Source organism: Sorangium sp. So ce176, assembly GCF_051519835.1.
In the GTDB taxonomy this organism is placed as follows: Bacteria; Myxococcota_A; Polyangia; order Polyangiales; family Polyangiaceae; genus Sorangium; species Sorangium cellulosum_G.
Genome location: NZ_CP150371.1, coordinates 7749028 through 7772731 on the forward strand (window position 1 = coordinate 7749028; position 23704 = coordinate 7772731).

21 protein-coding genes are annotated in these 23704 nt (G+C 74.3%); 11 read left to right on the plus strand and 10 right to left on the minus strand.

Annotation, left to right across the window (positions count from 1 at the left end; genetic code table 11):
* Nucleotides 1–51: 51 nt before the first annotated feature.
* Entirely contained in the window at nt 52–1422 is a 1371-nt protein-coding gene (locus WMF42_RS29005; RefSeq protein WP_437686149.1) for a sigma-54 interaction domain-containing protein, read from the plus strand.
* A 56-nt stretch (nt 1423–1478) separates the two neighbouring features.
* Here WMF42_RS29005 and WMF42_RS29010 read toward each other — a convergent pair whose 3' ends face one another.
* Nucleotides 1479–2381 (minus strand): class I SAM-dependent methyltransferase, encoded by a 903-nt coding sequence (locus WMF42_RS29010; protein WP_437686150.1) that lies wholly within the window; start codon nt 2379–2381, stop codon nt 1479–1481.
* A gap of 566 nt (nt 2382–2947) precedes the next feature.
* On the opposite strand from WMF42_RS29010, the gene WMF42_RS29015 reads away from it, so the two are divergent.
* Nucleotides 2948–3364: a hypothetical protein gene (locus WMF42_RS29015; protein ID WP_061609698.1), complete on the plus strand. Its 417-nt coding sequence runs from the start codon at nt 2948–2950 to the stop codon at nt 3362–3364.
* A 238-nt stretch (nt 3365–3602) separates the two neighbouring features.
* Here WMF42_RS29015 and WMF42_RS29020 read toward each other — a convergent pair whose 3' ends face one another.
* On the minus strand, nt 3603–4022 hold the full coding sequence (locus tag WMF42_RS29020) for a hypothetical protein (RefSeq protein WP_061609699.1): 420 nt from the start codon (nt 4020–4022) through the stop codon (nt 3603–3605).
* Here WMF42_RS29020 and WMF42_RS29025 point away from each other — a divergent pair.
* Entirely contained in the window at nt 4021–4563 is a 543-nt protein-coding gene (locus WMF42_RS29025; RefSeq protein WP_061609700.1) for a hypothetical protein, read from the plus strand. The genes WMF42_RS29020 and WMF42_RS29025 overlap by 2 nt on opposite strands.
* Before the next feature lie 94 nt (nt 4564–4657).
* Here the strand turns inward: WMF42_RS29025 and WMF42_RS29030 are convergent, their stop codons facing one another.
* The 3 genes from WMF42_RS29030 to WMF42_RS29040 form a co-directional block, all read right to left on the minus strand.
* Nucleotides 4658–5653, minus strand: a complete 996-nt coding sequence (locus WMF42_RS29030) for a tetratricopeptide repeat protein (protein WP_437686151.1) — start codon at nt 5651–5653, stop codon at nt 4658–4660.
* A gap of 24 nt (nt 5654–5677) precedes the next feature.
* Nucleotides 5678–7645 (minus strand): protein kinase domain-containing protein, encoded by a 1968-nt coding sequence (locus WMF42_RS29035; protein ID WP_437686152.1) that lies wholly within the window; start codon nt 7643–7645, stop codon nt 5678–5680.
* 274 nt (nt 7646–7919) lie between these two features.
* Nucleotides 7920–8720, minus strand: coding sequence for a hypothetical protein (locus tag WMF42_RS29040; protein WP_437686153.1), 801 nt, complete (start codon nt 8718–8720; stop codon nt 7920–7922).
* Nucleotides 8721–9254: 534 nt separating this feature from the next.
* Here WMF42_RS29040 and WMF42_RS29045 point away from each other — a divergent pair.
* The 4 genes from WMF42_RS29045 (at nt 9255) to WMF42_RS29060 (ending at nt 13069) form a co-directional block, all read left to right on the plus strand.
* Nucleotides 9255–9497, plus strand: a complete 243-nt coding sequence (locus WMF42_RS29045; protein WP_061611794.1) for a hypothetical protein — start codon at nt 9255–9257, stop codon at nt 9495–9497.
* A 54-nt stretch (nt 9498–9551) separates the two neighbouring features.
* A complete protein-coding gene (locus WMF42_RS29050; RefSeq protein WP_437686154.1) occupies nt 9552–11108 on the plus strand; it encodes a phospholipase D-like domain-containing protein in 1557 nt (518 codons plus the stop codon).
* A 218-nt stretch (nt 11109–11326) separates the two neighbouring features.
* Complete coding sequence (lysA, locus tag WMF42_RS29055) at nt 11327–12634, plus strand: diaminopimelate decarboxylase (RefSeq protein WP_061611792.1); 1308 nt, start codon at nt 11327–11329, stop codon at nt 12632–12634.
* 66 nt (nt 12635–12700) lie between these two features.
* Nucleotides 12701–13069, plus strand: coding sequence for a VOC family protein (locus WMF42_RS29060; RefSeq protein WP_061611791.1), 369 nt, complete (start codon nt 12701–12703; stop codon nt 13067–13069).
* A gap of 50 nt (nt 13070–13119) precedes the next feature.
* Here the strand turns inward: WMF42_RS29060 and WMF42_RS29065 are convergent, their stop codons facing one another.
* From WMF42_RS29065 to WMF42_RS29075, 3 genes are all read right to left on the minus strand, one after another.
* Nucleotides 13120–14472: an LLM class flavin-dependent oxidoreductase gene (locus tag WMF42_RS29065; protein WP_437686155.1), complete on the minus strand. Its 1353-nt coding sequence runs from the start codon at nt 14470–14472 to the stop codon at nt 13120–13122.
* A 298-nt stretch (nt 14473–14770) separates the two neighbouring features.
* Entirely contained in the window at nt 14771–15820 is a 1050-nt protein-coding gene (locus tag WMF42_RS29070; protein ID WP_437686156.1) for an ABC transporter permease, read from the minus strand.
* A complete protein-coding gene (locus tag WMF42_RS29075) occupies nt 15820–16755 on the minus strand; it encodes an ABC transporter ATP-binding protein (RefSeq protein WP_061611788.1) in 936 nt (311 codons plus the stop codon). Before WMF42_RS29075 ends, WMF42_RS29070 begins: the two co-directional genes overlap by 1 nt.
* Before the next feature lie 366 nt (nt 16756–17121).
* Between WMF42_RS29075 and WMF42_RS29080 the strand changes: the two genes are divergently transcribed.
* From WMF42_RS29080 to WMF42_RS29090, 3 genes are read left to right on the plus strand one after another with little or no spacing between them, the layout of a single operon-like run.
* Nucleotides 17122–18807: a protein kinase domain-containing protein gene (locus WMF42_RS29080; protein ID WP_437686157.1), complete on the plus strand. Its 1686-nt coding sequence runs from the start codon at nt 17122–17124 to the stop codon at nt 18805–18807.
* Nucleotides 18808–18812: 5 nt separating this feature from the next.
* Nucleotides 18813–20030: a tetratricopeptide repeat protein gene (locus WMF42_RS29085; protein WP_437686158.1), complete on the plus strand. Its 1218-nt coding sequence runs from the start codon at nt 18813–18815 to the stop codon at nt 20028–20030.
* Nucleotides 20031–20032: 2 nt separating this feature from the next.
* On the plus strand, nt 20033–21838 hold the full coding sequence (locus WMF42_RS29090) for a hypothetical protein (RefSeq protein WP_437686159.1): 1806 nt from the start codon (nt 20033–20035) through the stop codon (nt 21836–21838).
* 142 nt (nt 21839–21980) lie between these two features.
* On the opposite strand, the gene WMF42_RS29095 is transcribed toward WMF42_RS29090, so the two are convergent.
* A complete protein-coding gene (locus WMF42_RS29095; RefSeq protein WP_434041864.1) occupies nt 21981–22508 on the minus strand; it encodes a hypothetical protein in 528 nt (175 codons plus the stop codon).
* Nucleotides 22509–22701: 193 nt separating this feature from the next.
* On the opposite strand from WMF42_RS29095, the gene WMF42_RS29100 reads away from it, so the two are divergent.
* Nucleotides 22702–22941 (plus strand): hypothetical protein, encoded by a 240-nt coding sequence (locus WMF42_RS29100; protein WP_437686160.1) that lies wholly within the window; start codon nt 22702–22704, stop codon nt 22939–22941.
* A gap of 64 nt (nt 22942–23005) precedes the next feature.
* Here the strand turns inward: WMF42_RS29100 and WMF42_RS29105 are convergent, their stop codons facing one another.
* Nucleotides 23006–23683 carry a hypothetical protein gene (locus tag WMF42_RS29105; RefSeq protein WP_437686161.1) on the minus strand — a complete coding sequence of 226 codons (678 nt, stop codon included), beginning with the start codon at nt 23681–23683 and terminating at the stop codon, nt 23006–23008.
* Nucleotides 23684–23704: the final 21 nt, after the last annotated feature.

Genomic DNA, 23704 nt, shown 5'->3' on the forward strand with positions numbered 1-23704 from the left:
CGCTCCTACGGTGCCGCGCAACGCCATCTCGGTGGCCTCGCTCCGCGCACGATGACCGCCCCCGCCGATCGCGCCCTGCTCCTGCTCGCCGACCTCGGCGAGGCCTCGGCGCGCGCCCACACGGAGGCGACGCTCGTCCCCGCTGTCAGCGCCGTGCTCGCGCGCCACCTCCCGCTCCGGCGGCTCGATCTACGCCGCGGCGCGGGCGCGCCGGGCGCGCCGGAGGTCCGGCGCGGCGCGGGCGGCGACGCGCTCGCCGTCTTCGCGCTCCGCGACGCGGAGGGCGCCGTCGGCTGCGCCACGATGGCGATCGGCGAGGGCGCGGCGCTCGACGTCTCGCCGGCCCTGCTCGAGGCGATCGGCCGGCTGCTCGCCGTGGCGCTGCGGCAGGTGCAGGTCCTCGGGCGCGTCGCGGCGATCGCGCGCCGCGCGCAGGGCGAGAAGCGGGCGCTGCGGGAGGAGCTCGATCGCGTCGCGCTGCCGAGGGAGGTGGTCGCGGCGAGCTCGGCGATGCGGGCGATCTTCCAGGAGATGGTGCCGCTCGTCGCCCGGCAGGACACGACCGTGCTGGTGCGCGGCGAGACGGGGACCGGCAAGGAGGTGATCGCGCGCCGCATCCACGCGCTCTCGCGCCGCGCAGAGCGGCAGTTCCTCGCGGTGAACTGCGGCGCGCTGCCCGAGGGGCTCGTCGAGAGCGCGCTCTTCGGCCACGAGCGCGGCGCGTTCACGGGCGCGGCGGCGCGGCACCTCGGGCTGTTCGAGCGCGCGAGCGGCGGGACGCTGCTGCTCGACGAGGTCGGCGAGCTGCCCAAGGCGGCGCAGGCGAAGCTCCTCCGCGTGCTCCAGGAGGGCGAGGTCGAGCGGGTCGGCGGCGAGGGCACGGTGCGCGTCTCGGTGCGGGTGATCGCCGCGACGCACCGGCCGCTCGAGGACATGGTCGCGAGCGGGGCGTTCCGCGAGGACCTGTATTACCGGCTGCAGGTGTTTCCGATCGCCGTCCCCCCGCTGCGGGAGCGGCCCGAGGACCTGGAGGCGCTCACGCGCGTCATCGTGGACAAGGTCGCGGCGAGCTTCGGCCGGGCGCCGCCGCGGGTGAGCGCGGAGGCGATGGCGCGCCTGCGGGCGCACGACTGGCCGGGCAACGTGCGGGAGCTGGAGAACGTGATCGAGCGGTCGATGGTGATGTCGACCGGGGACGAGCTCATCCTGTCGGCGCCGCTCGCCGCGGCGCCGCGCGCGGCAGGGCGCGCGATGACGTACCGGGAGGCGGCGCAGCGCTGCATCGAGGAGGCGCTGCGGGCCTCGGGCGGGAAGATCTACGGGGAAGACGGCGCGGCCGCGGCGCTCGGGCTGAAGCCGACGACGCTGCAGAGCAAGATGCGGAAGCTCGGGATCCGGAGGGAGGGCGTCGAGAAGGGCTGACTCGAGGCCGGCGCACTCGGGCATCGAGCGACCGGACGGTCCTCGATGCGGCCGCTTCAGCGCTCGGCGACGGCGAGCCGCTCGACGGCGCGCACGCCGCGCTGCGGGGGCCAGTAACGCGCGGCCCAGTCCACCGCCGACTCGTCGGAGAGCACGCGGAAGCCGGCGCGCGCGAGGAGCTCGTGCACGGCGTCCCGGGTGAGCGGCGCGCGGATGGCCTCGCCCAGCGAGCGAAACGCTCCCCGCATCAGGCGCAGTTTCCACGCGGGGACAGGGTCGTCAGGGAACATCCCGTAGGTGAGCGCGATGCGGCTGCCGGGCGCCGAGAGCGCCGCCGTGAGGCGCAAGGTGCCCTCGACGGCCTCGCGCGTGAGATACGGCGTCACGCCTTCCCAGATCCAGAACGCGCGCTCGGCGGGCCGGAAGCCGGCCGAGAGGAGCGCCTCGTCGAGCCGGTCTCGCTCGAAGTCCACCCCGACGTGCGCGAGCCCGCCGGCCCTGAGCTCCGGCGCGGCCGCGGCGCCGCCGGGGCGCGCGAGCGACGCCAGCCGCTCGACCTTGTAGCGCTGCGTGGCCGGGTGATCGACCTCGAAGACCTGGACGCCCGCGAGCTCCGGGAGGCGCATCGCGCGGCTGTCCAGGCCCGCCCCGAGCACGACGAGCTGGGACGCGCCCTGCGCGACGGCGTCGCGGAGGGCGTCGTCGATCGCGCGGGTGCGGAGCGCGACGTGGTAGCTCAGGCCGAACAGGGCGCGGCCGAGGCCGTGGTGGACGGCGCGGGCGGCGGCGGGGACGCCGGCCGCCCGCGCGAGCGCGCGCGCCGGGAGCGCGAGCGGCCACGGGACGAGGCGGGCCGCGAGCGGGTCGGGCGCCACGCGGTAGGGCTCGGGCATCTCCGTGTAGAGCGCCCGCAGGGCAGCGACGAGGGAGGCGGTGAGGCTTGGGCGTTGGGCTCGCACGGGGTGCCTTGGCTCGCTGTGTGCCGCCCGGGATCGGCCGCAGCGGCGCCCCAGCGTACATGCCACGTCGACGGCGCGCCCGTGGTGTCGTCATCCAGTCACACGTCGTCGGTCGTCGCTGTTCACACTCCGCGCGTCAGCGCGCTGTCGCTGCGGAAGATCCGGGGCGCGGAGGGCCGCAAGCGCGGCGCCACACAGGATGCACCGGTTCTTGCTTACCGCGCGGCCGCGGTCCGGCAGCGCCGCAGTGACGTGTCGAGAAGTCAACGTTTGCCCTTCGCGTGAAGTGAGGGGCTGCATCCATTCTTCAGGAGTGTCGAGTAGGAGAGGGAATCTGGCCCGCGGAGCGCTGGTCGTCTTGGTTGCCCAGTGCCATGCTGGGATGCGGTGACGATGGGGCGCCCCCGAGGCGCCCCTCGACACGTCGTGCACGGAGGAGATCCTGCCCCTGGATTTCGGCGTCGATCCGGCCCTGAGCGCCGCCTACCTGGGCACGGAGGACGCCTGGGAGGGCGATCCGCGCGCGGATCAGCGCGAGCCCCCTCGGGCCTGCTAGGCTGGCGGGCGTGCACGAGACACCTCCGGAGGCGTGCGTCCTCCTGTTCGAAGGGGGCTCTGCCCACGGCCCCAACGGGGTATTCGGCGCGTGGACCGTCGCTGTCGACGCGGCGGGGGCGCTGTCGATAGGCGGTCAGGTGCTCGGGCGCGACGTGGCACAGCGCGCCGCGGCGCTCTCGCCCGGCGAGCGGCAGTCGCTCGCGAGCGTCCTCGATGGCCTCTCCTCGGTGCCTTCCCGGCGCTCGACCCGCATGGGCATCCCCGGCGAGAGCATGCTCCACATCACCGCTGTCACACCTGCGGGCCCGACGACGCTCCAGCTCTGGCACGGCGAGGCGAAGACCCTGCCGCCCGTCGCGGCGCTGCTCCGCTGGATCGACGCCCTCATCGCGACGCACGCAGGCCACGCCGCCGCGTTCGCGTGAGCGGCCGACACGACGTCCCGCCGCGCTGACAGCCGGCCAGCCTGCAGGGACTCTGGCCCCAGAAGAACCGCTCCCGGCGCACGGCGAGTTCTGCTAGAAGGGGTCGGCCGCGTCGAGCGCTCCTCATATACCCCGGCGCGAGCACCAAGTCCTTAGAATTACTGGCCAATTCGCCGCGCTGCGGCAGCGCGCAGCCCCCGTGAACGGGCCGATTACCCTCGAGTGTCAACATGACGTTTCATCGTGAGACAGCGCGCTTCACCCTGGTCGGGATCTCCTGCCTGGCGCTCGCCGCCGCGGCGGCGGGCTGCGGGGGCAGCTCGGACCCCTCGGACACGGGAGGCGCCGGCGGCGGCGGCGCGGGGACCGGCGGCGCCTCGAGCGTGAGCTCGGGCGCTGGCAACCCCTCGTCCGGCAGCACCAGCAGCGGCAACCCCGGCAGCACGACGACCACCGGCAGCGTCGACCCCAGCGCCACCACCAGCACGGCCACGGGGACGCCCAGCACGACGAGCACCACGTCGAGCACCGGCGCCGGGACGCCGACGGGCGCGTGCCCGCCGAGCGCGACGTTCTGCTCCGACTTCGAGGGGACAGGGCTCCCCGAGGGCGCGACGTACCGCCCGGCGTACCAGGCGGCAGATGCGTTGAAGAACATGGAGATCGACGCGTCGACCTTCCACTCCGGATCGAGCTCGCTGCACGTGAAGCCCGGCGCCAGCGGCTACGACTGGCGGATGCTCTCTGTCCCGACGCCCGGGTCGAAGTTCTGGGTGCGGCTCTACGTGCGCAGCAGCGTGGATATCGGCCAGTCCGATCACAACGCCTACTTCCAGGCGATGACGGGCAGCGGCGATCCGAACGAGGGCGAGAACGTGGAGGTCGCCGAGCAGTACTGCCAGATCGTCCTGAACATGCGCGACGATGTCGTCCTGTCCGAGGGCGGCGACTTCCGGTGCGGCAGCGGCGGCGCGAACCTCCCGAAGGACCAGTGGCACTGCATGGAGGCCTATTTCGACGGCGCCCAGGGCGACGTTCAGGTCTACGCCAACGGCACGAAGATCATCGACAAGACCGGCTGGAAGAAGCTCGACTTCAAGACGTTCAGCTTCGGCTACCTCGGCTTCCACGGCCCCGCGCGGTCGATGTGGTACGACGACGTGGCGGTCGCGCCGGAGCGGATCGGCTGCCCCCCCTGACGCGCCCGGCGCCGGCGCGCCGGCAGCGCCCCGGCGGTTCACCCCTCCTCGCCCGATCACCGCATCATTCACCTCTCCTCGCCTGATCACCGCATCAGAAGCTGACGTGCAGGCCGAGGGCCCCCGCGCCGAGCACGGGGGTCAGCGCCGCGCGCGGGCTCGCCGTCGCGTCCCGTGAGGGCAGCATCAGCAGGCCGGCGACGCCGACGCCGGCGCCGACGGCGAGGACCACAAAGCCGGCGTTGGAGACGTTGGCCAGCGTCCTGGCCGTGCTGAGATCGTCGCGCCGGCTCGGGGGGCAGCGGTCGTCCGCGCACACAGCGGCGAGCGCGCCGGACCTCGAGAGCGTGAGGGCGCCCGCGACAGCGCCGACCACCAGGCCGACCGCGCCGACGCTGAACCCCGCCGCCATCAGCGTCCTCCCGGCGCCGTCCGCCGGCGCCTCCGGAGCCGCCGTCGCGCGCGGCGCGAGCGCGGCCCGCCGCGCCCCGCCGGCCGCCGGCGCGTCCTCCAGCGCCGGGATTGTGACGACGATCGACGCCCGCTCGGGCGGCACATCCACCGCCGTGGACCACGCCTTCTTCCCCGGCGCCGCCGCCGCGACGCTGTGCCGGCCCGGATCGATGGGGAACGGCGCGTTCAGGGCGGCGCCGCTCAGCGGCTCGCCGTCGACCGTGAGGCGCAGGCTCGCGGGCGGCGCATCCATCCTGATCTCGATCCGCGCGATCCGCCGCTCCAGCGCCGCGCGCTGCGCGCGCGCGAAGGCCGCGCGCTCCGCCGGGCCCTCGCGCCGCGCGATCTCCTCCACCGAGCCGAGCTCGGCCCACGCCGTCGCGAGCATCCCCACCTTCTCGTGACAGACGGCGAGGTTGAGGAGGGTCCCGGGCTTCGGCTCGAGGCGCTGGCTCTCCTCGAACTTCTCGCAGGCCTCGGGGTACTGCCCCTGCTTGAAGAGGTCGCGCCCTTGCCAGAAGAGCGCCTCCGCCATGGGCTTGACCGCGCCCTGCGCGCGCTGGGCGGACGCCGCGCCGGAGAGCGTGGCGGCCCCGAGCAGCGCGCCCGAGCCGAGGAGCAGGAGCCCTCTCTTCATCTCGCTGACTCACCCACGTCGGACTCAATCACGCTGATCGAGGATCCTGTCCAGGCGGCCCTGGCTCGGGGCCCCATCGCGCGGGGCGCCGGCGCCCCGCCGCGGCGCCGGCAGCGCCGACAGGCTCACGTCCATCTCGCGATCTCGGTCCGGGATGAGCTGCACGCTCGCGTCCTTGAAGCCCGGCTTCCTCAGCACCAGCTCGACAGGCTCGCTCCCGCGCGGCAGCGCGATCGGCGCGCCGGCGCTCCCGACCCGCCTGTCGCCGATCCAGACGCTGGCGTCCGCGGGCCGGGTCGTGAGCCGCACCGTGGCCGTCTCCGCCGGCGCGACAGTCAGCGGCGCTGCCGTCGCGGCGGGCGGCGGCGCGGGGGCGACGGGCGGCTCCGGCGGCTCGCGCGCCTCACGCGGCTCCGGCGGCGCGGCGGGGGCGGAGGCGAGCGCCATGGCGCTCGTGCCGCCGAGCAGCGGGAGCCCCGACGGGCGCCCGATGACCCACATCGACGCCGCGGCGACGAGCCCCGCCGCTGCCGCGACGACGAGCTTCCGGCGCCTCACCGCCGCCGCCCCGGCGACGGGCGCGCTGGGCGCCTCGATCGCCGCCACCTCGGACGACGACGGCGTCCGGCCGCCCAGGTCCGCTCCGCGCCGCGCGTCCACGGCGCTCGCGGGCGGCCCCGACAACGGCGCTGTCGACGCGTCGGCAGCGCCCGCCGTCGGCGCGGGCGCGCGCTCGGTGTCCGGGAGCGTGGAGCCCGGAGGCGCTGCCGACCGCTCCGACGCCGGGCCCGCGCCGGCATCCGGGCGGCGATCCGGATCCCAGCCCTCCTCGGCCGCCTCGAGCCCCGTGGCCACGACCGCGCCCGTCGTCAGCGTTGTCGTGTCCTCGCAGACCTGTATCCCCCTCCCCGGCGTCCACGTCGCGCTCACGCGCCCCGCGTCGCCCGTCGGCGACGTCGCGCTCCCCGGGGTCCACGTCGCGCTCACCGGCCCCTCATCGCCCGTCCCCGAGGCCGCGCTCGCCGGGGTCCACGTCGCGCTCACCGGCCCCTCATCGCCCGTCCCCGAGGCCGCGCTCGCAGGCGCCGCGCCGGGCTCCTCCGGCGCGCCGCCCCGCGCGAGGCCGATCCGCCGGGCGACGTCCAGCAGGTCGGCCACCGCCTTGCTCGCGCTCGGGGGCCTGTCGCCCGCGCGCTTCTCGAGCATCGCCAGCACCGGCAGGTCGAGCTCGCGCGGCAGATCGGGGCAGACGCTCGACATCCGCGGCGGCGGGTCGGACGCGTGCTTGCACATCACATCCATCGCGGACTCCCCGGTGAACAGGGACTTTCCGGTCAGCATCCTGTGGATCATCACGCCCAGCGCGTAGATGTCCGCGGGCGGCCCCGTCCTCTGGCCGCGCGCCTGCTCCGGCGCCATGTACTGCGGCGTGCCCAGCACGACACCCGTGCTCGTCACCTCCGAGCCCTCGCCGTCCGCGAGCTTCGCGATGCCGAAGTCGAGCAGCTTCGGGAACCACGTCCCGTCGCGCTCCGCCGCGAGGAAGACGTTGTCGGGCTTCAGATCGCGGTGCGTGATCCCCGCCTCGTGGACGGCGTCGAGCGCGTCGGCGATGCCGCGCACGATGGGGACGAGGGTCGGAAAGGGCAGCCGCCGCCGCCGCCGGCACAGCTCGCCGAGCGTCATGCCGTCGAGCAGCTCCATCACGAAGTAGTGCCGCTGGAGCCCCGGGAGCAGACCGAAGGAGAAGATATCGATGATGTTGCGCTGGCGGATCCGGTTCACCGCGCGCGCCTCGGCGACGAACCGCGCGACAGCCTCCGGCTGCGCGGCGAACCGCCGGTTCAGCACCTTGATCGCGACCTTCTTGCCGATCAGCGGGTGCTCGCCCGCATACACCTCTCCGAACGTGCCCGCGCCGAGCTTCCTGTCGATGCGGTACTCGCCGACCATCGTGTCCGCCGCGAGGAGCGGCTCGGCGGGGAGGCACATCTCCGCCGGCAGCAGCGGACATCCATCGGCAGCGCACGATGTGACGTCCTCACTGTACACCGCACCACACCGGGGGCACGTCGCCATACGAAGCCAATGAAGCTAGGGGTCGCGTGGTCCTGGCTGCCCCACGCGGGGCAAGTCGTCCTGCGAAGCGCGAGAATATCGAGGTCGCGTGGTCCTGGCTACCCTGATCCCGGGCCTCTTCCGTCGCGCCGCTTCGAGGCCTGCCCCGCGCCGGGTCGCCGCGACGCCCGCGCGCCGCGCGCGCGGATCACTCGCAGCCGATCAGCGGGCAGGAGCAGGAGCTCCCGCACTCCCTGTGGATGGAGTCGTTGGGGACGCTGCAAGCTACAGCGCAAAAATTCGTTCCACATTCAACCGTCACGTTGCCCGCGCACCCGGTGCCGTGGCACTTGAGCAGGCATTTGCCGTCTTGGCTGCACCGCAAGGTCAGGTCCTGGCAACCGCCGCTGTTGCAGACGACCTCGCACGGATAGGGACCCATGCAGGTCACGACAGCGCCGTTGCACTGATCGCCGCACTCGAGCACAACGGGGGACTTTATCGTGTCGAGCAGCACGGCCCCGGCGCACCCGCCCTCGTCGTCGCACGTCAGCTCGCACCTCTCCCCGTTGCAGTCGCAAGGGGTCTTGATGCCGCTGCTGTTCATGAGGAAGTTGATGCCGCAGTCCCCGGCCTGGTCCGGGGCCGACCCGCACGCCGTGCACGTCGCGGAGGGCGACTGACAGACCGCCTGCTCGATGCAGCCGGCGCCGGACGGCAAGCAGCTCGTGGCGCACGCCGTGCCGCTCGGGTCGCAGTCGTAGAGCCCGCAGTCCATCGGCTCGGCGTCGCACCTGCCGTCGTCCGTGCAGGTGCCCGGAGGCGTCTCCTTGCCGTGCTCACACGTGCCGCCGCACGGGGTGCCCACCGGACCGCACGCGGCGAGGACGCCGCCCACCGTATCATCGACGCTCATCCCGTCGATGCCCGACACGAGCTGACAGCTCGCCGCCGCGAGGCTCGCGCCGAGCGTCAGCGCGGCGCAAGCAGCAAGTCTTCTCAGGCTCAAGTCAAGAAGGTTCATCCCGGCGGAGAGTTCAGCCCAGCGCAGCGCGGCGGACAAGCTCAGAAATCGCGGCCGGAGCCGCCGGGCGCACCCGGTGGAATTTTCTTCTCCGGGTCGACCGGAGCCTCGCGCCGGGCAGCGCGCCCGCACGCCGCCGGCGCCGAGGCGCTCGACCTGAGGTGCCGCGCGCGGGGCGATCATTCACCGCCCCCGACGCGCCCGCGCCGGCCGGCGGCGCCCCGGACGCCGCGGCGCGACGGGCCCGCCCCGCGGCCGCCCTCCGGCGCGGCCGCCGGGGAGCGCGGCGGCGGTGACGGGGACCCTTGCCCCCTCGCGCCGTCGGCTCCATAGCCGAGGCGGTCAGCGCGCCGCAGGCGCGGGCTCCGCGCGCGCCAGCGCAGCCGTGGCACGCACCTGAAACGCACGTGAGAAGTGAACCATGAGCAGCCAGAAGAGAGGCGCCAGCAGCGAGAGGCCAGCAGCCATCAGGCGCCGCGCCGAGCGCGTGACCGTGATGGCGGCCTCGAGGTAGAACCGATGCCGTACCTTGTTTTCCGGAATTTTCCCGACAACACACCCATCCCCGATGACTGCTATAGCTGCGACGGCGCGCCGGACTGGGCGGCGCTGCTGGAGTGGATATGCCCCGAGCTATCGCCCGGCGAAGCGGAGCGGCTCGCCACGATCGGTGAAGCCAGCGACATCCGACCGGACGTGGCCAGCCTGAAGCGGCTCATCGAGGAGCACGCGAGGCCGCAGGCGTCTCAGGGATCCGCCTGACGCGAGCAGCCGACACAGACGCCACAACCACGCAATCGACACGACCGCAAAGGGATGGCGAAGATCATCGACCCTCGGCGCCACACGTGGTGCGACACCCCGGTGGACAGCATCGGCCTGCTGATCGATGCCGACGAGTACTACCCCGAGTTCTACCGGGTCGCGTCGATGGCGCGGCGAACCCTGCTCCTCGCCGGCTGGCAGTTCGACAGCGACGTCGCCCTGCTCCGGGGCGGGAGAGAGGAGCAGGTGTCGAGCCCGATCACGCTGCTCAAGTTCCTGAACCACCTCTGCGAGATCAACCCGGGCCTCCAGATCTACATCCTGGCCTGGGATTTCCACCTCGTGTTCGCGCTCGAGCGCGAGTGGCTCCAGCAGCTCGTCTTCGAGTGGACGAACCACCGCCTGCACTTCCTTTTTGACTCGACCCACGTCGAGCGCGCCTCGCACCACCAGAAGTTCGTAGTCGCGGACGGCGAGCTCTCGTTCCTCGGCGGGCTCGACCTCTGCGACCACCGCTGGGACGATCGCAGCCACGCGAACAAGAACCCCTTCCGCGTCAGCCGCGGTGAGCCGCACAAGCCGTTTCACGACGTGCAGGCCTACCTGCGCAGCCGCGAGGTCGCCCGGGCGCTGACCGAGATCTTCACGGATCGCTGGCGGCGCGCCGGCGGCGCGCCCATGACGCTGCCGGACGCCGAGGGGGCCGAGCCGACGTTCGCCGACTACCGGCCCGAGGGCGGCATCCCCCTCGAGACGAAGCGCGTCACGCTGAGCCGCACCGATCCGCACGGCTCGCCCACCGGCGCCGAGCACTGCACGGAGATCCGCGATCTCTACCTCGACGCGATCGACGCGGCCGAGCGCTTCATCTACATCGAGACACAGTATTTCAGCTCCCAGGCCATCGCCGACGGGATCGAGCGGCGGATGCGCGCCGAGGGCCGGCCGCCGCTCGACGTGGTGCTCGTGCTGAACATGGAGGCCGAGACCATGAAGGAGCAGATCGCCGTCGGCCTCTCCCAGGCCCAGATGCTCGGCAAGCTGCGCGCGGCGACGGCGGAGACCGGCCACCGCCTCGGCGTCTACTACACCCTGCCGGCGTGCGGCGAGGACGAGACGGCCGAGCGCGCCACGTACATCCACTCGAAGGTGATGATCGTCGACGACCGCTTCCTCACGGTCGGCTCGGCCAACCTGACGAACCGCAGCCTCTCGATCGACACGGAGATCAACGCCTCGGTCGAGACCGATGACCCGGGGGACGCGCTGGGCCGCTCGATCCGCCGGGCGCGCGCGTCGCTCATCGGCGAGCACCTGGGCGACATGGACTTCGATCGGGCGGACGACCTCGTCGCGCACCTCGACTCGGTGGCGAGCCCCCCGACAGGCCCGCGCGCGCCCGGGAGCTCGTGCCGGCTGCGGCTCCACCCCTCCCCCACCGCGGACGAGCGGGTCCTGCTCGAGGTCATCGACCCGCAGGCGCTCCCGTTCGACCCCGCCGCTGTCGAGGACCTGGACAAGCGCCACGGCTCGCTCTTCGTGGGCGGCCTCGGCGCGCTCTGGCGCCACCTCTTCAGCAGCAGCAGCAGCCGGACCGCCGAGAAGTAGCGCCGCAGCGGGCGCTCCATCACGTGGCGCGTGGCGCTTGAGAGCGCGCCACGCCGCCCGCGCCGTTGCGGGACGACGGTGGCACATGGTACGCTAATGCACTCGGCACGACCGAGGACGACCCGGAATCATCGAGAATAACCGAGGACGACCGAGGGTGAGCGAGGAAGGCTCCTCGAGGTTGTCTCTCACGCTGGAGCGTTGAAGCGACGAGGAGTATGCAAGAGGCAGAGATCACGATCGGGGGCATTTCGGTCCGCGACCTCGCGGAGCAGTACGGGACGCCGCTCTATGCCTACGATGCCGAGCGCATCCGGGATAACTTCCGTCGCCTCACGCGGGCGCTCCGCAGCAGCTATCCGGAGGTGTCCGTCTTTTACGCCATCAAGGCGTGCAACAACCTGGAGATAGCGAAGCTCCTCGTCGAGCAGGGCTCGGGCGTGGACGCCGCGAGCCCGAACGAGATCCGCCTGGCGCAGGCGCTCGGGCTCTCGGGCGAGCAGATCATCTACACGGGCAACAGCCTCTCGGACGAGGACCTGGCCGCGGGGCTGCGCGCCGGGGTCATCTTCAACGTGGATGATCACGGGATCCTGAAGCGCCTGTTCGCGCTCGGGCGGCCGCGCTGCATGTCGTTCCGGATCAACCCGAGCGGCGAGGACATCGCCACGCCCGATCTGAAGCCGTTCGCGGGCCCGTCGGCGAAGTTCGGGATCCACCCGAAGTACGTGGAGGAGGCCTACCGCACCGCGCTCGAGAACGGGGTCGAGCGGCTCGGGGTGCACATGATGCCTCACTCGCAGGCGAACAAGCCGGAGAGCTTCGCGCACGTCACCGGCAAGCTGCTCGACCTGATCGGGCCGGTCGCGCGGAAGCTCGGCTTCGACCTCTCGTTCCTGGACATCGGCGGCGGGCTCGGCATCCCGTACCGCCGGGAGCAGCCGCCGCTCGACGTGGAGGCCGTCGCCCGCGAGATCGCGGCGGTGGTCCAGAAGAAGTGCGCCGAGCACGGCCTGAAGGCGCCCCGCCTTGTCATGGAGCCGGGGCGCTACTTCGTCGGCGACGCGGGCTGCGTGCTCGGGCGGGTGATCTCGATCAAGCAGGGATACAGGACGATCATCGGCACGGACATCTCGATGAACACGATGGCGCGCCCGGTGATGTACGGCGCTTACCACGAGGTGCGGATCAACGGCCGCCGCGGCCGGACCGCCCCGATGGCGATGACGGGCCAGGTCTGTGAGAACACCGATATGTGGATCAGCGAGCGCGAGTTCCCCGCGGACGTCGCCGAGGGGGATGTGGTCGTGCTGATGGACGCCGGCGCGTATGGCCACGTGATGAGCTACGATTACAACGGCAGGCTCCGGCCCGCCGAGGTGCTCATCGACGGCGGCCGGAGCCGGCTGATCCGGCGGCGCGACACGTTCGAGGACATGGTCTCGAGGATGTGCCTGTCCGACGACATCGAGGAGCGCCTGCGCAGGGCGGCCGCGGATGCGGCGGGCCAGGCCGGCAGAGGCTGAGACGGCGCGCGCGGCGGCCTCTCCGGCCGCCTTGTGAGCTGCGCTGTCCTTCCCTATACGGCCCAGATGCCGTTCACCTTCGTCCGCATCGATCATGTGCAGCTCGCGATGCCGCCCGGGCAGGAGCCGCGGGCGGCGGCGTTCTACCGGGACGTGCTCGGGATGGAGGAGGTCGCCAAGCCCGAGCCGCTCGCGTCGCGCGGCGGCGCGTGGTTCCGCGCGGGCGCGGTGGTGGTGCACCTCGGCGTGGAGCGCGCGTTCCAGCCGGCGCGCAAGGCGCACCCCGGCCTCGCTGTGACGGGCATCGACGCGCTCGCGGCCGCGCTCGAGGCCGCCGGCCACGAGGTGCGGTGGAGCGACGAGCTGCCCGGGGTGCGGCGGTTCCACACGGACGATCCGTTCGGGAACCGCATCGAGATCATCGACGCGGGCTGAGGCGGCGCGGGCCGCGCTCGCGGGGGCGCCCATCCCCCGCGAGCGCGGCGTCAGGCCGCCGACGCCTGCGCCTTGCGCGCGTGGCGGTTCTCGGGCCGCGCCAGGCCCAGGTTCTCCCGGAGCGTGCGGCCCTCGTACGCCGTTCGGAACAGGCCGCGCCGCCGCAGCTCCGGGATCACCAGCTCCACGAAGTCGTCCAGGCCGCCCGGCAGCCACGGCGGCATCACGTTGAACCCGTCGGCGCCGCCCTGCGTGAACCAGGCCTCGAGCTCGTCCGCTATCTGCTCCGCCGAGCCCACGATCGTCCAGTGGCCGCGCGCCCCGGCCACCCAGAGGTAGAGCTCCCGGATGGTGAAGTTGCGCTTGCGGGCGATGTCGAACATCAGCGCCTGACGGCTCTTGTTGTTGTTGGTCTCCGGCAGCTCGGGCAGCGGCCCGTCCACCGGATACGCCGACAGGTCGATCCCGCCCGACAGGCCCGAGAGCAGCGACAGGCCGACCTCCGGCAGGATGAGGTCCTGGAGCTGCTGGTACTTCGCCCTGGCCTCCGACGCCGTCCTCGCGACGACGGGGAACACCCCGGGCATGATCTTGAGCTGGTCGGGGTGGCGGCCGTACCTGGCCATCCGGCCCTTCACGTCGGCGTAGAACGCCTGCGCGTCCTCCAGCGTCTGCTGCGCGGTGAAGATCACCTCCGCGGTCTCCGCCGCGAGGTCCCGGCCCGCCTCCGACGATCCCGCCTGCACGATCACCGGGTGGCCCTGCGGCGGACGCGGGATGTTGAGCGGCCCCCGGACGGAGAAGAACTTCCCCTTGTGATCGAGCGTGTGCAGCTTCTCCGGGTCGTAATAGGCCCCTGACGCCTTGTCGCGGAGGAAGGCGTCGTCTTCCCAGCTATCCCAGAGGCCGGTGACAACGTCGACGAACTCGCGCGCCCGGGCGTACCGCTGCGCATGGTCGGGGTGGGCGTCGAGCCCGAAGTTCCCCGCCGCCTCGCCCCCGCCGGTGGTGACGACGTTCCACCCCGCCCGCCCCTGGCTGAGGTGGTCCAGCGAGGCGAACTTGCGGGCCAGCAGGTAGGGCTCCTCGTACGTGGTGGACGCCGTGGCGATGAAGCCGATGCGCTCGGTGACGGCCGCGAGCGCGGAGAACAGCGTGACCGGCTCGAAGCTGGCGCCGTACGCCGTACGGCCCTTCGCCCCCGGCCGGCTCTGCAGCGCGAGCCCGTCCGCGAGGAACACGGCGTCGAACCCGGCCCGCTCCGCCGTCTGGGTGATGCGCCGGTAATGCCCGAAGTTGATGCCGCCGTCCGCCTGCGCCTCCGGGTGCCGCCAGGCCGCCACGTGGTGTCCTGCGCCGGGCAAGAAGGCGCCCAGACGGATCTTCCGCTGCTTGTCGCTCATGGATGTCCTCGGTCTCGGTCCTCGCGCGGGCGCTCGCCGTGGCTCGCCGCGGCTCGCCGGCGATCATCGCCGCTCGCCGCTCGCCGCGCGCGTCCGTGACCGCAAGCCCCGTGCCCGGCGGCGGAGGCGCGGGCCGCAGCGGCCAGGAGCGAGGCATCTCCCCTGCCCGCGCGGCGGCGCGCCCCTCTCGCCGCGCGGCGGCGTGCTGCGAGGGCAGCAGCGGACCGACAGCGCTGCGGGCGCAGTGCTGGCAGGGAAACACCCGCCGGGCGCGCGCGCTCCCCCGGCCGGGCCCGGGCTACTGCCAGCGGAAGAGCTTCAGGGCCAGCGCGAAGGAGGCAACGCCCCAGGCGGCCATCACCGCGAGCTCGGGCGCGAGCGCGGCGAGCGTGGCGCCCTCGAGCATCACGCCGCGGAGCGCGTCGTTCAGCGCGGTGAGGGGCAGCGCCTGGATGAAGGGCTGGATCGCCTCGGGGAAGCGCTCGGTCGAGAAGAAGATGCCGGAGAAGATCCACATCGGGAACTGCGCCAGGTTCGTCAGGCCCGAGACGCCCTCGAGGGTCCGCGGCCGCGACGCGATGAGCAGGCCCATGCCGACGAACGACAGCGCGCCGACAACGACGACCAGCGCGAGCGCGGCGATCGAGCCGGCGATCGGGACGTCGAGCACCAGGCACGCGAACAGGAGCAGGGCCACGACCTCGATCGCCAGGAACACGAGCCGCGCCCCGAGGTGGGTCACGAGCAGGTGCCAGCGCCGCACAGGCGCCGCGGCGAACAGCTTCATGAGCTTGCCGATGCGCTGCTGCACGATCGCGAAGCCGATCGCCCAGAGCCCGGTCATCATCAGGTTCATGCCGAGCAGCCCGGGCACCAGGAAGTCGATGTAGCGCGACCCCCTCTCGGTCATCTCGAGCGCCGCCGGCTGGAACGCGTCCGCGCGCCCCGCCGCGCGTTGGAGCGCCTGGTCCGCCTCGAGCCGCGCCATGCGGCTCTCCGGCCGCGTCGGATCGTACCAGTACGTGGGCGGATCCGTGGCGAGCACGACAAGCGCCACCTTGCCGGCCCGGAGCGCCTGCCGCGCCTGCTCCCGCGGGACCACCGTGGCCACGACCTGCCCCGCGGCCTCGAGCGCCGCGCGTCGCGGCTCGGCGTGGACGCCCGCCTCGACGCCCACGAGCACCGGCTCCGCCGGCTGGCTCCTGAACGCGACGGCCAGCGCCGACGACATCAGGATCGGGAACACGAGCATCCAGAAGATCGCCTCGGGCTCGCGCAGGAACTCCACCACCCGCGCCCGGATGAGGAGCGCGAGCGGCGCGCCGCGCAGCGAGCGGAGCCACGCCATCACGCCGCCTCCTCGCCCGCGAGCTTCCGCCCGGCGAGCGCCATGAACACGTCCTCGAGGCTCGCGTGCTGCGTCGTGAGCCGCCGCACCTCGACCCCGCCCGCCGCGCACAGCGCGAGCAGCGGCGGGAGCACGCGCGCCACGTCGCGCACCGTCAGCCGCAGCGTCCTCTGCGCGACGCGCACGGCCTCCACCCCGGGCAGCCCCCGGAGCTCCTCCTCGGCGATCTCCCCGTCCACCTCGACCTCCACGACGTGCTCGGCGCCCAGCGACGCGACGAGCGCCGCCGGCGTGCCGAGCGAGAGCAGCCGCCCGCGGTCGACGATCGCCACCCGATCGCAGAGGCGCGCGGCTTCTTCCATGTAGTGCGTGGTCAGCAGGACGGTGCGGCCCCGCGCCTTCAGGTCCTCGACGACGGCCCAGATCTCGCGGCGCGACGCCGGGTCGAGGCCGGTGCTCGGCTCGTCGAGGAAGAGCACCTCCGGGTCGCCCGCGAGCGCGCACGCGAGCGACAGCCGCTGCTTCTGCCCGCCCGACAGCCCGCGCACGTACGCGCCCGACTTCTCCTGCAAGGAAACGCGCCGCAGCGCCTCCGCCGGCTCGAGCCCGCGCGGGTAGAAGCTGCGGAACAGCGCGATCACCTCGCCCACGCGGAGCTTGTCCGGGAAGCGCGTCTCCTGGAGCTGGATGCCGAGCCGCCGGCGCAGCGCGATGCCGTCCCCGACCCAGCGCTCGCCCAGCACCTCGACGTCGCCGGCGTCGGGGCGGGTCAGCCCCTCGAGGATCTCCACCGTGGTCGTCTTGCCCGCGCCGTTCGGGCCGAGCAGGCCGAAGCACTCGCCGCGCCGCACCTCGAGGTCGAGCCCGTTCACGGCCACGACGTCGCCGTAGCGCTTGACCAGACCGCGGCAGACCAGGGCGGGAGAGGCGGACACGGCACGCGTGTATCGCAGCGCATCGCGAAAAGGAACCCGTGCCCTCGTATCGAGGCGCCGCGCGGGCGTCCTCGGCCCGGCCTGGGCGCGGCCGCGCGCGCGGGGCGGAGGCGGCCTGGGCGCGGCCGCGCGCGCGGGGCGGAGGCGCGCCGCCGAGCGCCCTCGACGAACGAAGGGCACCTCCACGCGCCCACAGGTGCGCCGGAAAATTCGACAGGCGACGCGACGCCTTGCCTCTCCGGAGAATCGAATCTCGCCAGACACCTGCGGCAAGCGCGTCGAGCGTGGCCCTGCAAGGAACATCCGGTCCGAGATCGTGGCCTGGCCGATCTGCAATCTCAGAGAGACGGAGTTGGGGGGCGCGTGGTGAGCGATGAAGAGGGAGTGGTGCCGGTGCACTGCGGCGAGGTCATCGCGGACCGCTACCGGGTCGAGCGGCTGCTCGGGATCGGCGGGATGGGGGCCGTCGTCGCGGCGCGGCACCTGTCGCTGGGCGAGCTCGTTGCCATCAAGTTCATGCGGGCGGAGTACTGCAACAACGCAGCGCTCCTGAGGAGGTTCCAGCGCGAGGCGCGCGGGATGTTCCGGCTGAAGACCGAGCACGTGCCGCGGGTCTACGACCTGGGCTCGCTCCCGCCGCGGCACGGCGTCGGGCTGCCCGTGCCGTTCATCGTGATGGAGCACCTGTCGGGCAACGATCTCCGCTCGATCGTCGAGCGCCGCGGGCGGCTCCCGATCGACGAGGCGGCGGAGTACGTCCGTCAGGCCTGCGTCGCCCTCACCGAGGCGCACGCGCTCGGGATGGTGCACCGGGACCTGAAGCCCGCGAACCTGTTCCTGACGTACCGGACCGACGGCACGCCGCTCGTCAAGGTGCTCGACTTCGGCGTCGCGAAGTTCACGTGCGCGAAGCCCGAGGACGACGGGCTCGAGATGACGACCGCGCGGTCGGTCATGGGCTCGCGCCGCTACATGGCGCCCGAGCAGATGCTCACGCCCAAGGACGTCGACCTGCGCGCGGATCTCTGGGCGCTCGGGGTCGTGCTCTACCAGCTCGTGAGCGGCACGCTGCCGTTCGGCGCGGAGACGCTGGAGCAGCTCGTGCTGGTCGTGTCGGAGCAGGCGCCGCGGCCGCTCCGGAGCGCGCGCGCCGATCTGCCCGAGGGGTTCGAGGAGATCGTGATGCGCTGCCTCGAGAAGAACCGGGCCCGCCGCCCGGCGTCGGCCCGCGAGCTCGCCGTGGCGCTCGCGCCGTTCGCGCTGTGCGGGGCGCCCGACGCGACGCTGCCCACGGCGGTCCACCGGAGCCAGCCGACGTTCACGTGGCTGGACGAGGGGCCGCCCACGACCGCCGTCCGTGCGCCCGAGACGAGGAGGCCCGAGCCCCGCCGCCCGAAGCGGGCGTGGCTCGCGGCCGCGGCCGGCGCCTTCTCCGCGAGCGCCGCGCTGGCGGCGGCGGTGCTGCCGTCCGGGTGGCCGGGCGCGGCCGGGTCCACCTGGGTCGACGGCGCCGGCGCGCAGCGGCTCGCCGGCGTGCCGCAGGGGCTCGCCGCGGCGCCGCAGGCGACCGTGATGGCCGCCGGGCCGCTGGCGTCGCACGCGGCCGACGGCGCGCTGCACGGCGGCGCCGGGAGCGCTGTCGGCGCGCCCCTCGGGGACGCCGCCAGGGAGGCGCCCGCGGCCGCGTGCGACGTGGGCGGCCTCGTCCTGCCGGCGAGCGCCGCGCAGCCTGGGCGGGCGGGCTCCGAGCGGACGCCGCGCACGCCCGCGCGCGCGGCGGTCGCGCCGGGGCCCGCGGGCGGCCCTGGGGGGCGGCCGGGGCGGCCGGAGCGGCCGGAGCGCCCGGCGCCCGCTGGCGGCGCGCCCAGGGCGGCCTCCGCGGCGCGCCAGGACCCTGCGCCGCAGGATGCGCCCTCGCCGGCGCCCGTCGCCCCCGCGGCTGCCGGGGCGGCAGCGGCGCCGCGGGCCGGCGGCGGCGCCCCGGCGCCCGTCGAAGCGCCCGGCCGCAGCGCGGAGGGCGCGCCGGCGGGCGCGTCGGACAGCCCCTGGTGATCGCCATGCGCCGACGAGCTCGAACGAACGTCCGCCGCTCGCTCCCGCGCGGGATCGCCTGCGCCCTCGCGGCGCTGTCGCTGTCCGTCGCGCCGGCGAGCGGCGCCGCCGACGAGCCCGGCGCGAGGCCGCAGGGAGCGGGGCAGAGCGACGCCGGCTTGCCCGGCGCGGGCCAGGCAGGCGCGGGCCAGACAGGCGCCCCCCAGGGCGGCGCCGGCCAGACAGGCGCGAGCTCGCCCGGCGCCGGGCACAAGGAGCAGGTGCTCGCGCTGTACCAGGTAGCGACGCAGCTCCTCGACGCGGGGCGCACCGCCGAGGCGTGCGCCGTGCTCGAGCAGGGGCGGACGCTCGATCCGACGGCGCTCAACCTCCTCCTGCGGCTCGGCGAGTGCCTCGCGCGCGCGGACAGGACCGCGAGCGCCTGGAACGTCTTCGGCGAGGCCGCGGCCATCGCGAAGAGCGCGGGCGACCCCCGCGCGGCGCGCGCTGCCGCGCTCGCGGGGACGCTCGAGCCGCGGCTCTCGCGGATGGAGATCACGGTGCCCGCGGCGGGCGCCGCGCCGGGGCTGGAGATCCGGCGCGACGGCGTGCTCGTCCTGCCAGCGCAGTGGGGGCAGGCGCTCCCGGTCGACCCGGGGACGCACACGATCGAGGCCCGCGCGCCCGGCAGGAGGCGCTGGTCGCTCGCGCGCGCCGTGCCGCCGGACGGCGCGCGCGTTGTCGTCGACGTGCCCGTCCTCGAGCCGGAGCCGCCCGCGCGCGCGCTCGCCGCGGCGCCCCCGGGCCCCCGGAAGCGGGCGCTCCCGGTCGTCTCGCTCGCCGGCCAGCCCGGCGGAGACGGCGGCGGGCGCGCGCAGCGGGTGCTCGCGCTCACGACCGGCGGCGCGGGCCTCGTGGGGATCGGCCTCGGTGCGGTGTTCGGCGCGCAGGCGATCGCCCGCCGGGACGCCTCGAACAAGGGCCACTGCGACGCGCAGAACCGCTGCGACGCGGCCGGGGTCGCGCTGCGGGCGGACGCGCAGCAGGCCGGCACCGCGTCGACGATCGCGTTCTCCGCCGGCGCGGCCGCGCTGCTCGCGGCCGGCGTGCTGCTCTGGACCGCGCCGTCCCGGCCCGCGCCCGCGACGGCGCCCGCGCGCCGCAGCGCGGCCGCGGCCCCGACCACGGCCTCGGCCTCGGTCGGCCCCGGCGCGTTTTCGCTCGTCGTGGGCGGGAGGTACTGACCATGCGCGCGCGCGGACCGCTCGGGATCGGCAAGCAGCTCTCGCTCGTGGCGCTCGGCTGCGCCGGGTGCAACACGCTGCTCGGGCTGGAGGACGGCATCCTCGTCGAGGAGCGCTGCGAGCCGCTCGCCGCCGTCGCCTGCTACAGCGGGCCGCCGGCGACCGAGGGCGTCGGCGCCTGCCTGACCGGCCTCCGGCGCTGCAACGCCGCCGGCGACGGCTACGGCCCCTGCGAGGGCGAGGTAACGCCCGCGCCCGAGCGCTGCGGCAACGCGGCCGACGACGACTGCGACGGCGAGGTCGACGAGCCGGACGGGGGCGGCGACGGCCCGGGCGGCTCCGCTGCCGGCGGCGCCGAGGCGTGCACCTGCGCCCCCGGGGCGGTCGAGGCGTGCCCCTACGGCGGGCCGCCGGGGACCGCGGGGGTCGGCGCGTGCAGCGCTGGCCAGCGCACGTGCGGGGCCGACGGCCTGTGGGGCGCGTGCGCCGGCGAGGTCACGCCGCGCGCCGAGGACTGCGCGACGCCGGCCGACGAGGACTGCAGCGGCGGGGGGGACTGCGGCGCGCTGCTCCCCGGCGCGCCGGGCGGGCTCCTCGGCGGCGCCGGCCAGGAGAGGGCGCGCGCGCTCGCCGCGGGCCCCGGGGGCTTCGCGATCCTGGGCGGCGAGTTCGAGGGCTCGCTCGACCTCGGCGCCGGCCCGATCGCGACAGGCGCCGAGCGGGACGTCTTCGTCGCGCAGATCGCGGCGGACGGCGCGGTGGCGTGGACGAAGCGGCTCATCGACGAGGGGCAAGGCTCGCTCCAGGGGCTCGCGGTGGACCCGCTGGGCGGGATCGTGATCACCGGCGAGCTCGACGGGGTGCTGGGCGCCGCCGGGCTCACGACGTCCGCGCCGCGCGGGTTCGTGGTGAAGCTCGACGCGGCGGGCGCTGTGCGCTGGGGGGCGATGCTCCCCCTCGGCAGGCCGCAGGACATCGCGCTGTCGGCCGCGGGCGAGGTCGTCGTCGCGCTGTCGGTGACGGAGCCGGGCGGGAGCGACGTGGCGGTGACCCGGCTCAGCGCGGGGGGCCTGCCGCTCTGGACCCGGGTGTTCGGGGGCCCGGGGACGCAGGAGCCGACCGGCGTGGCCGTGGACGCGCGCGGGGACGTGGTCCTGACGGGGAGCTTCGAGGGCGAGGTCCAGTTCGGCGAGGAGGCGCCCCGGCTCTCGTCGGCGGGGATGAGCGACGTGTTCCTGGTCAAGCTCGACGAGCGCGGCGACCACATCGCGTCGCTCTCGTTCGGCGACGGCCGCCAGCAGCACGGGGGCGACATCGAGGCCGGGCCGGGCGGCGAGATCGCGCTGAGCGGGACGTTCGAGGGGCTGCTGGATCTGGGCAGCAGCACGCTGTTCTCGGAGGGCGCGTCCGCGTTCGTTGTCGAGCTCGGGGTCGCGCGGGAGCACCGCTTCAGCCGGTCCTACCAGGCGGAGCGGCCGCCGCGCATCGCGCGCGCGGCCGACGGCGGGCTCGTCTTCGCCGGCGACGTCAGCGGGCCGACCGACCTCGGCGGAGGGCCGCTCGATGGCAGCAGCGGCAGCGACATCGTTGTGGCGCGGCTCGACGCCGAGGGGCGCCACGTGTGGAGCAGGCGGCTCGGCCCGGGCGCGGGGGCGAGCGGCGGGAGCCGGTCCGCGGCGGGCGTCGCGGCCTCCGTGGACCGCGGCCACGTCCTGCTCGCGGGGACGGTGGAGGGGAGCGTCGATCTCGACGGCGCCGCCGCGACGTCGGCGGCGGCCGACATCCTGCTGGTCCGGATGGCGCCGTAGCGCGCCCGGAGCGCCGGGCGGCGCTGGCACGTCGCGCGAGAGCGGCCGAGCCCGGAGCCACGTTTGCGTCGGGCCCACAAAACACGACAGGCGACCTGGGAGAGGCCGCCTGTCCTGCCCGGTCATGCCGGAGAGCGGGTGATCACTCGCAGGTGTCAGAGCACGCGGTGAGCGCCTGGCAGTCCTCGGCCTCCCCGCAGGCCGTGTAGGCGGCCTCGTAGCACTCGGAGTCCTCCGGCGCCGACTCCTCGATGACGCACGTCTCGCAGTCGAGGTTGTCCACCTCCATGTTCACCACGCCGTCTTCCCCGCAGACGTCTGTCGCTTCATCCGTCGTGTCGCAGTACTGAGCGCACCGGATGGTCGCCTCGCAACCGCAATACCAGAAGGTCAGCTCGGTGAGCCTCTCGACCTCGCCGGCGTTCGCTTCTTGACAGCACTCCACGCACTCGTTGAACTCGAGAGGGGTGCACGCGTTGGTCGCATCCCCGCCCCCCTCGCCGCCCTCGCCACCGCCCGTGCTGGTGGAAGAGGTGGAGGTCGAGGTCGCATCCGAGCCGCCGTCGCCGTCGGCGCCGCCGGCGCCGCCCGAGCCGTCGCCGCTCGTGACCGTACATGCCGCCATCGCGCACACGCTGACCAGGATCGCCGCAAAACCAAGAGTCTTCATGAGTTCATCCTCCAGCCAAGAAAATTTGCGCTGCTCGTGATGAAGGACACGTCGAGCGACGCGCCCAGCAGCCCTTCCTTTGCAACTTCAGCGCCGCCGTGGGCGCCGGGTTCTGTTCCTACACCATAAATTTTCGTGATGGTATCTGCCGCGTGCTCACCGCTGCGCCCATGCGCCGCCCGGAACGCGCGAGGTGCGCACGTTCACGCAAGCTGTGCGTGAGGTAGGTACGCGCGCGCAATTCGACCATCGACGGCTTTTTCCAGCAGAAACAGACACCAGCACGGTCGTCTCGCGGGGGATCGAGCGCCGCCGCGCGGATGACCTGCTCTCCAGGGGACTGGCGGGCTCAGGCGCGCTCGACAGCCGAGAGGACACGACAGGAGCGGAGCAGCAGAGCTCGCTGGTGCTGTATCGGGCGTCGCTGATGTGAACTCGGGCGGACGGGGAGAGCGTTCGCCGGCGCGGCGACGAGCCGACGAGACGCGCTGGCGCGGCTACGAGCCGCCGAGGGCGCGCCGCATGGCGCAGTCGAGATCGCCCTTGCAGGGGTCGCCCGCCGCGCGCGCGCCGCCCTGGCTCGGCGGCGGCGCGGCGGCCGCGGCCGCCGGGGCGCGGCTCTCGGCGGTGCGCTTCGCGGCCGCCTTGTCGCCGCCGGACGGGGCGGCGGGCCGCGCCTTGGCGCCACGCGCGGCGCGCTCGCGCGCCTTGTCGGCCAGCTTGGGCGGAGGCGCCGCCGCGGCAGCGGGCTTCTCCTCCACCTTCGGCAGCTGCGCCAGCGCCGCGCCCGCCGCGTGCCGCACGCCGGGCTGCGCGGCGGCGCGGAGCGTCTCGCGCGGGGCGCCGAGCCACACCGCGCTGGCGACGACGGCGGCGCCGACGAGGCCCATGGCGCCAAGGCGCACGATCGCCGCCCGCCGCGGCCGCGGGGAGCGCATGTCGATCGGGACCTCGGACGGCACGGGCGTGAGATCCGGCGGCCTGAACGCCGGCAGCTCGGCGGGGGCGCCGAACGGAAAGAGATCCAGGTAGCTGCTGCGCTGCTGCTCCTCGCCGGCATCCACGCCGTGGAGATCCACCGTCCCGGAGCCCTTCGCCCCGTGATGGGCCCGCGCGCCGGCGGCCTTGTCCGTGGCGGCCTCCTCCACGGCGAGCAGCGCGCTCAGGGAGATCACCACCGAATTCTCGTCCCGCGG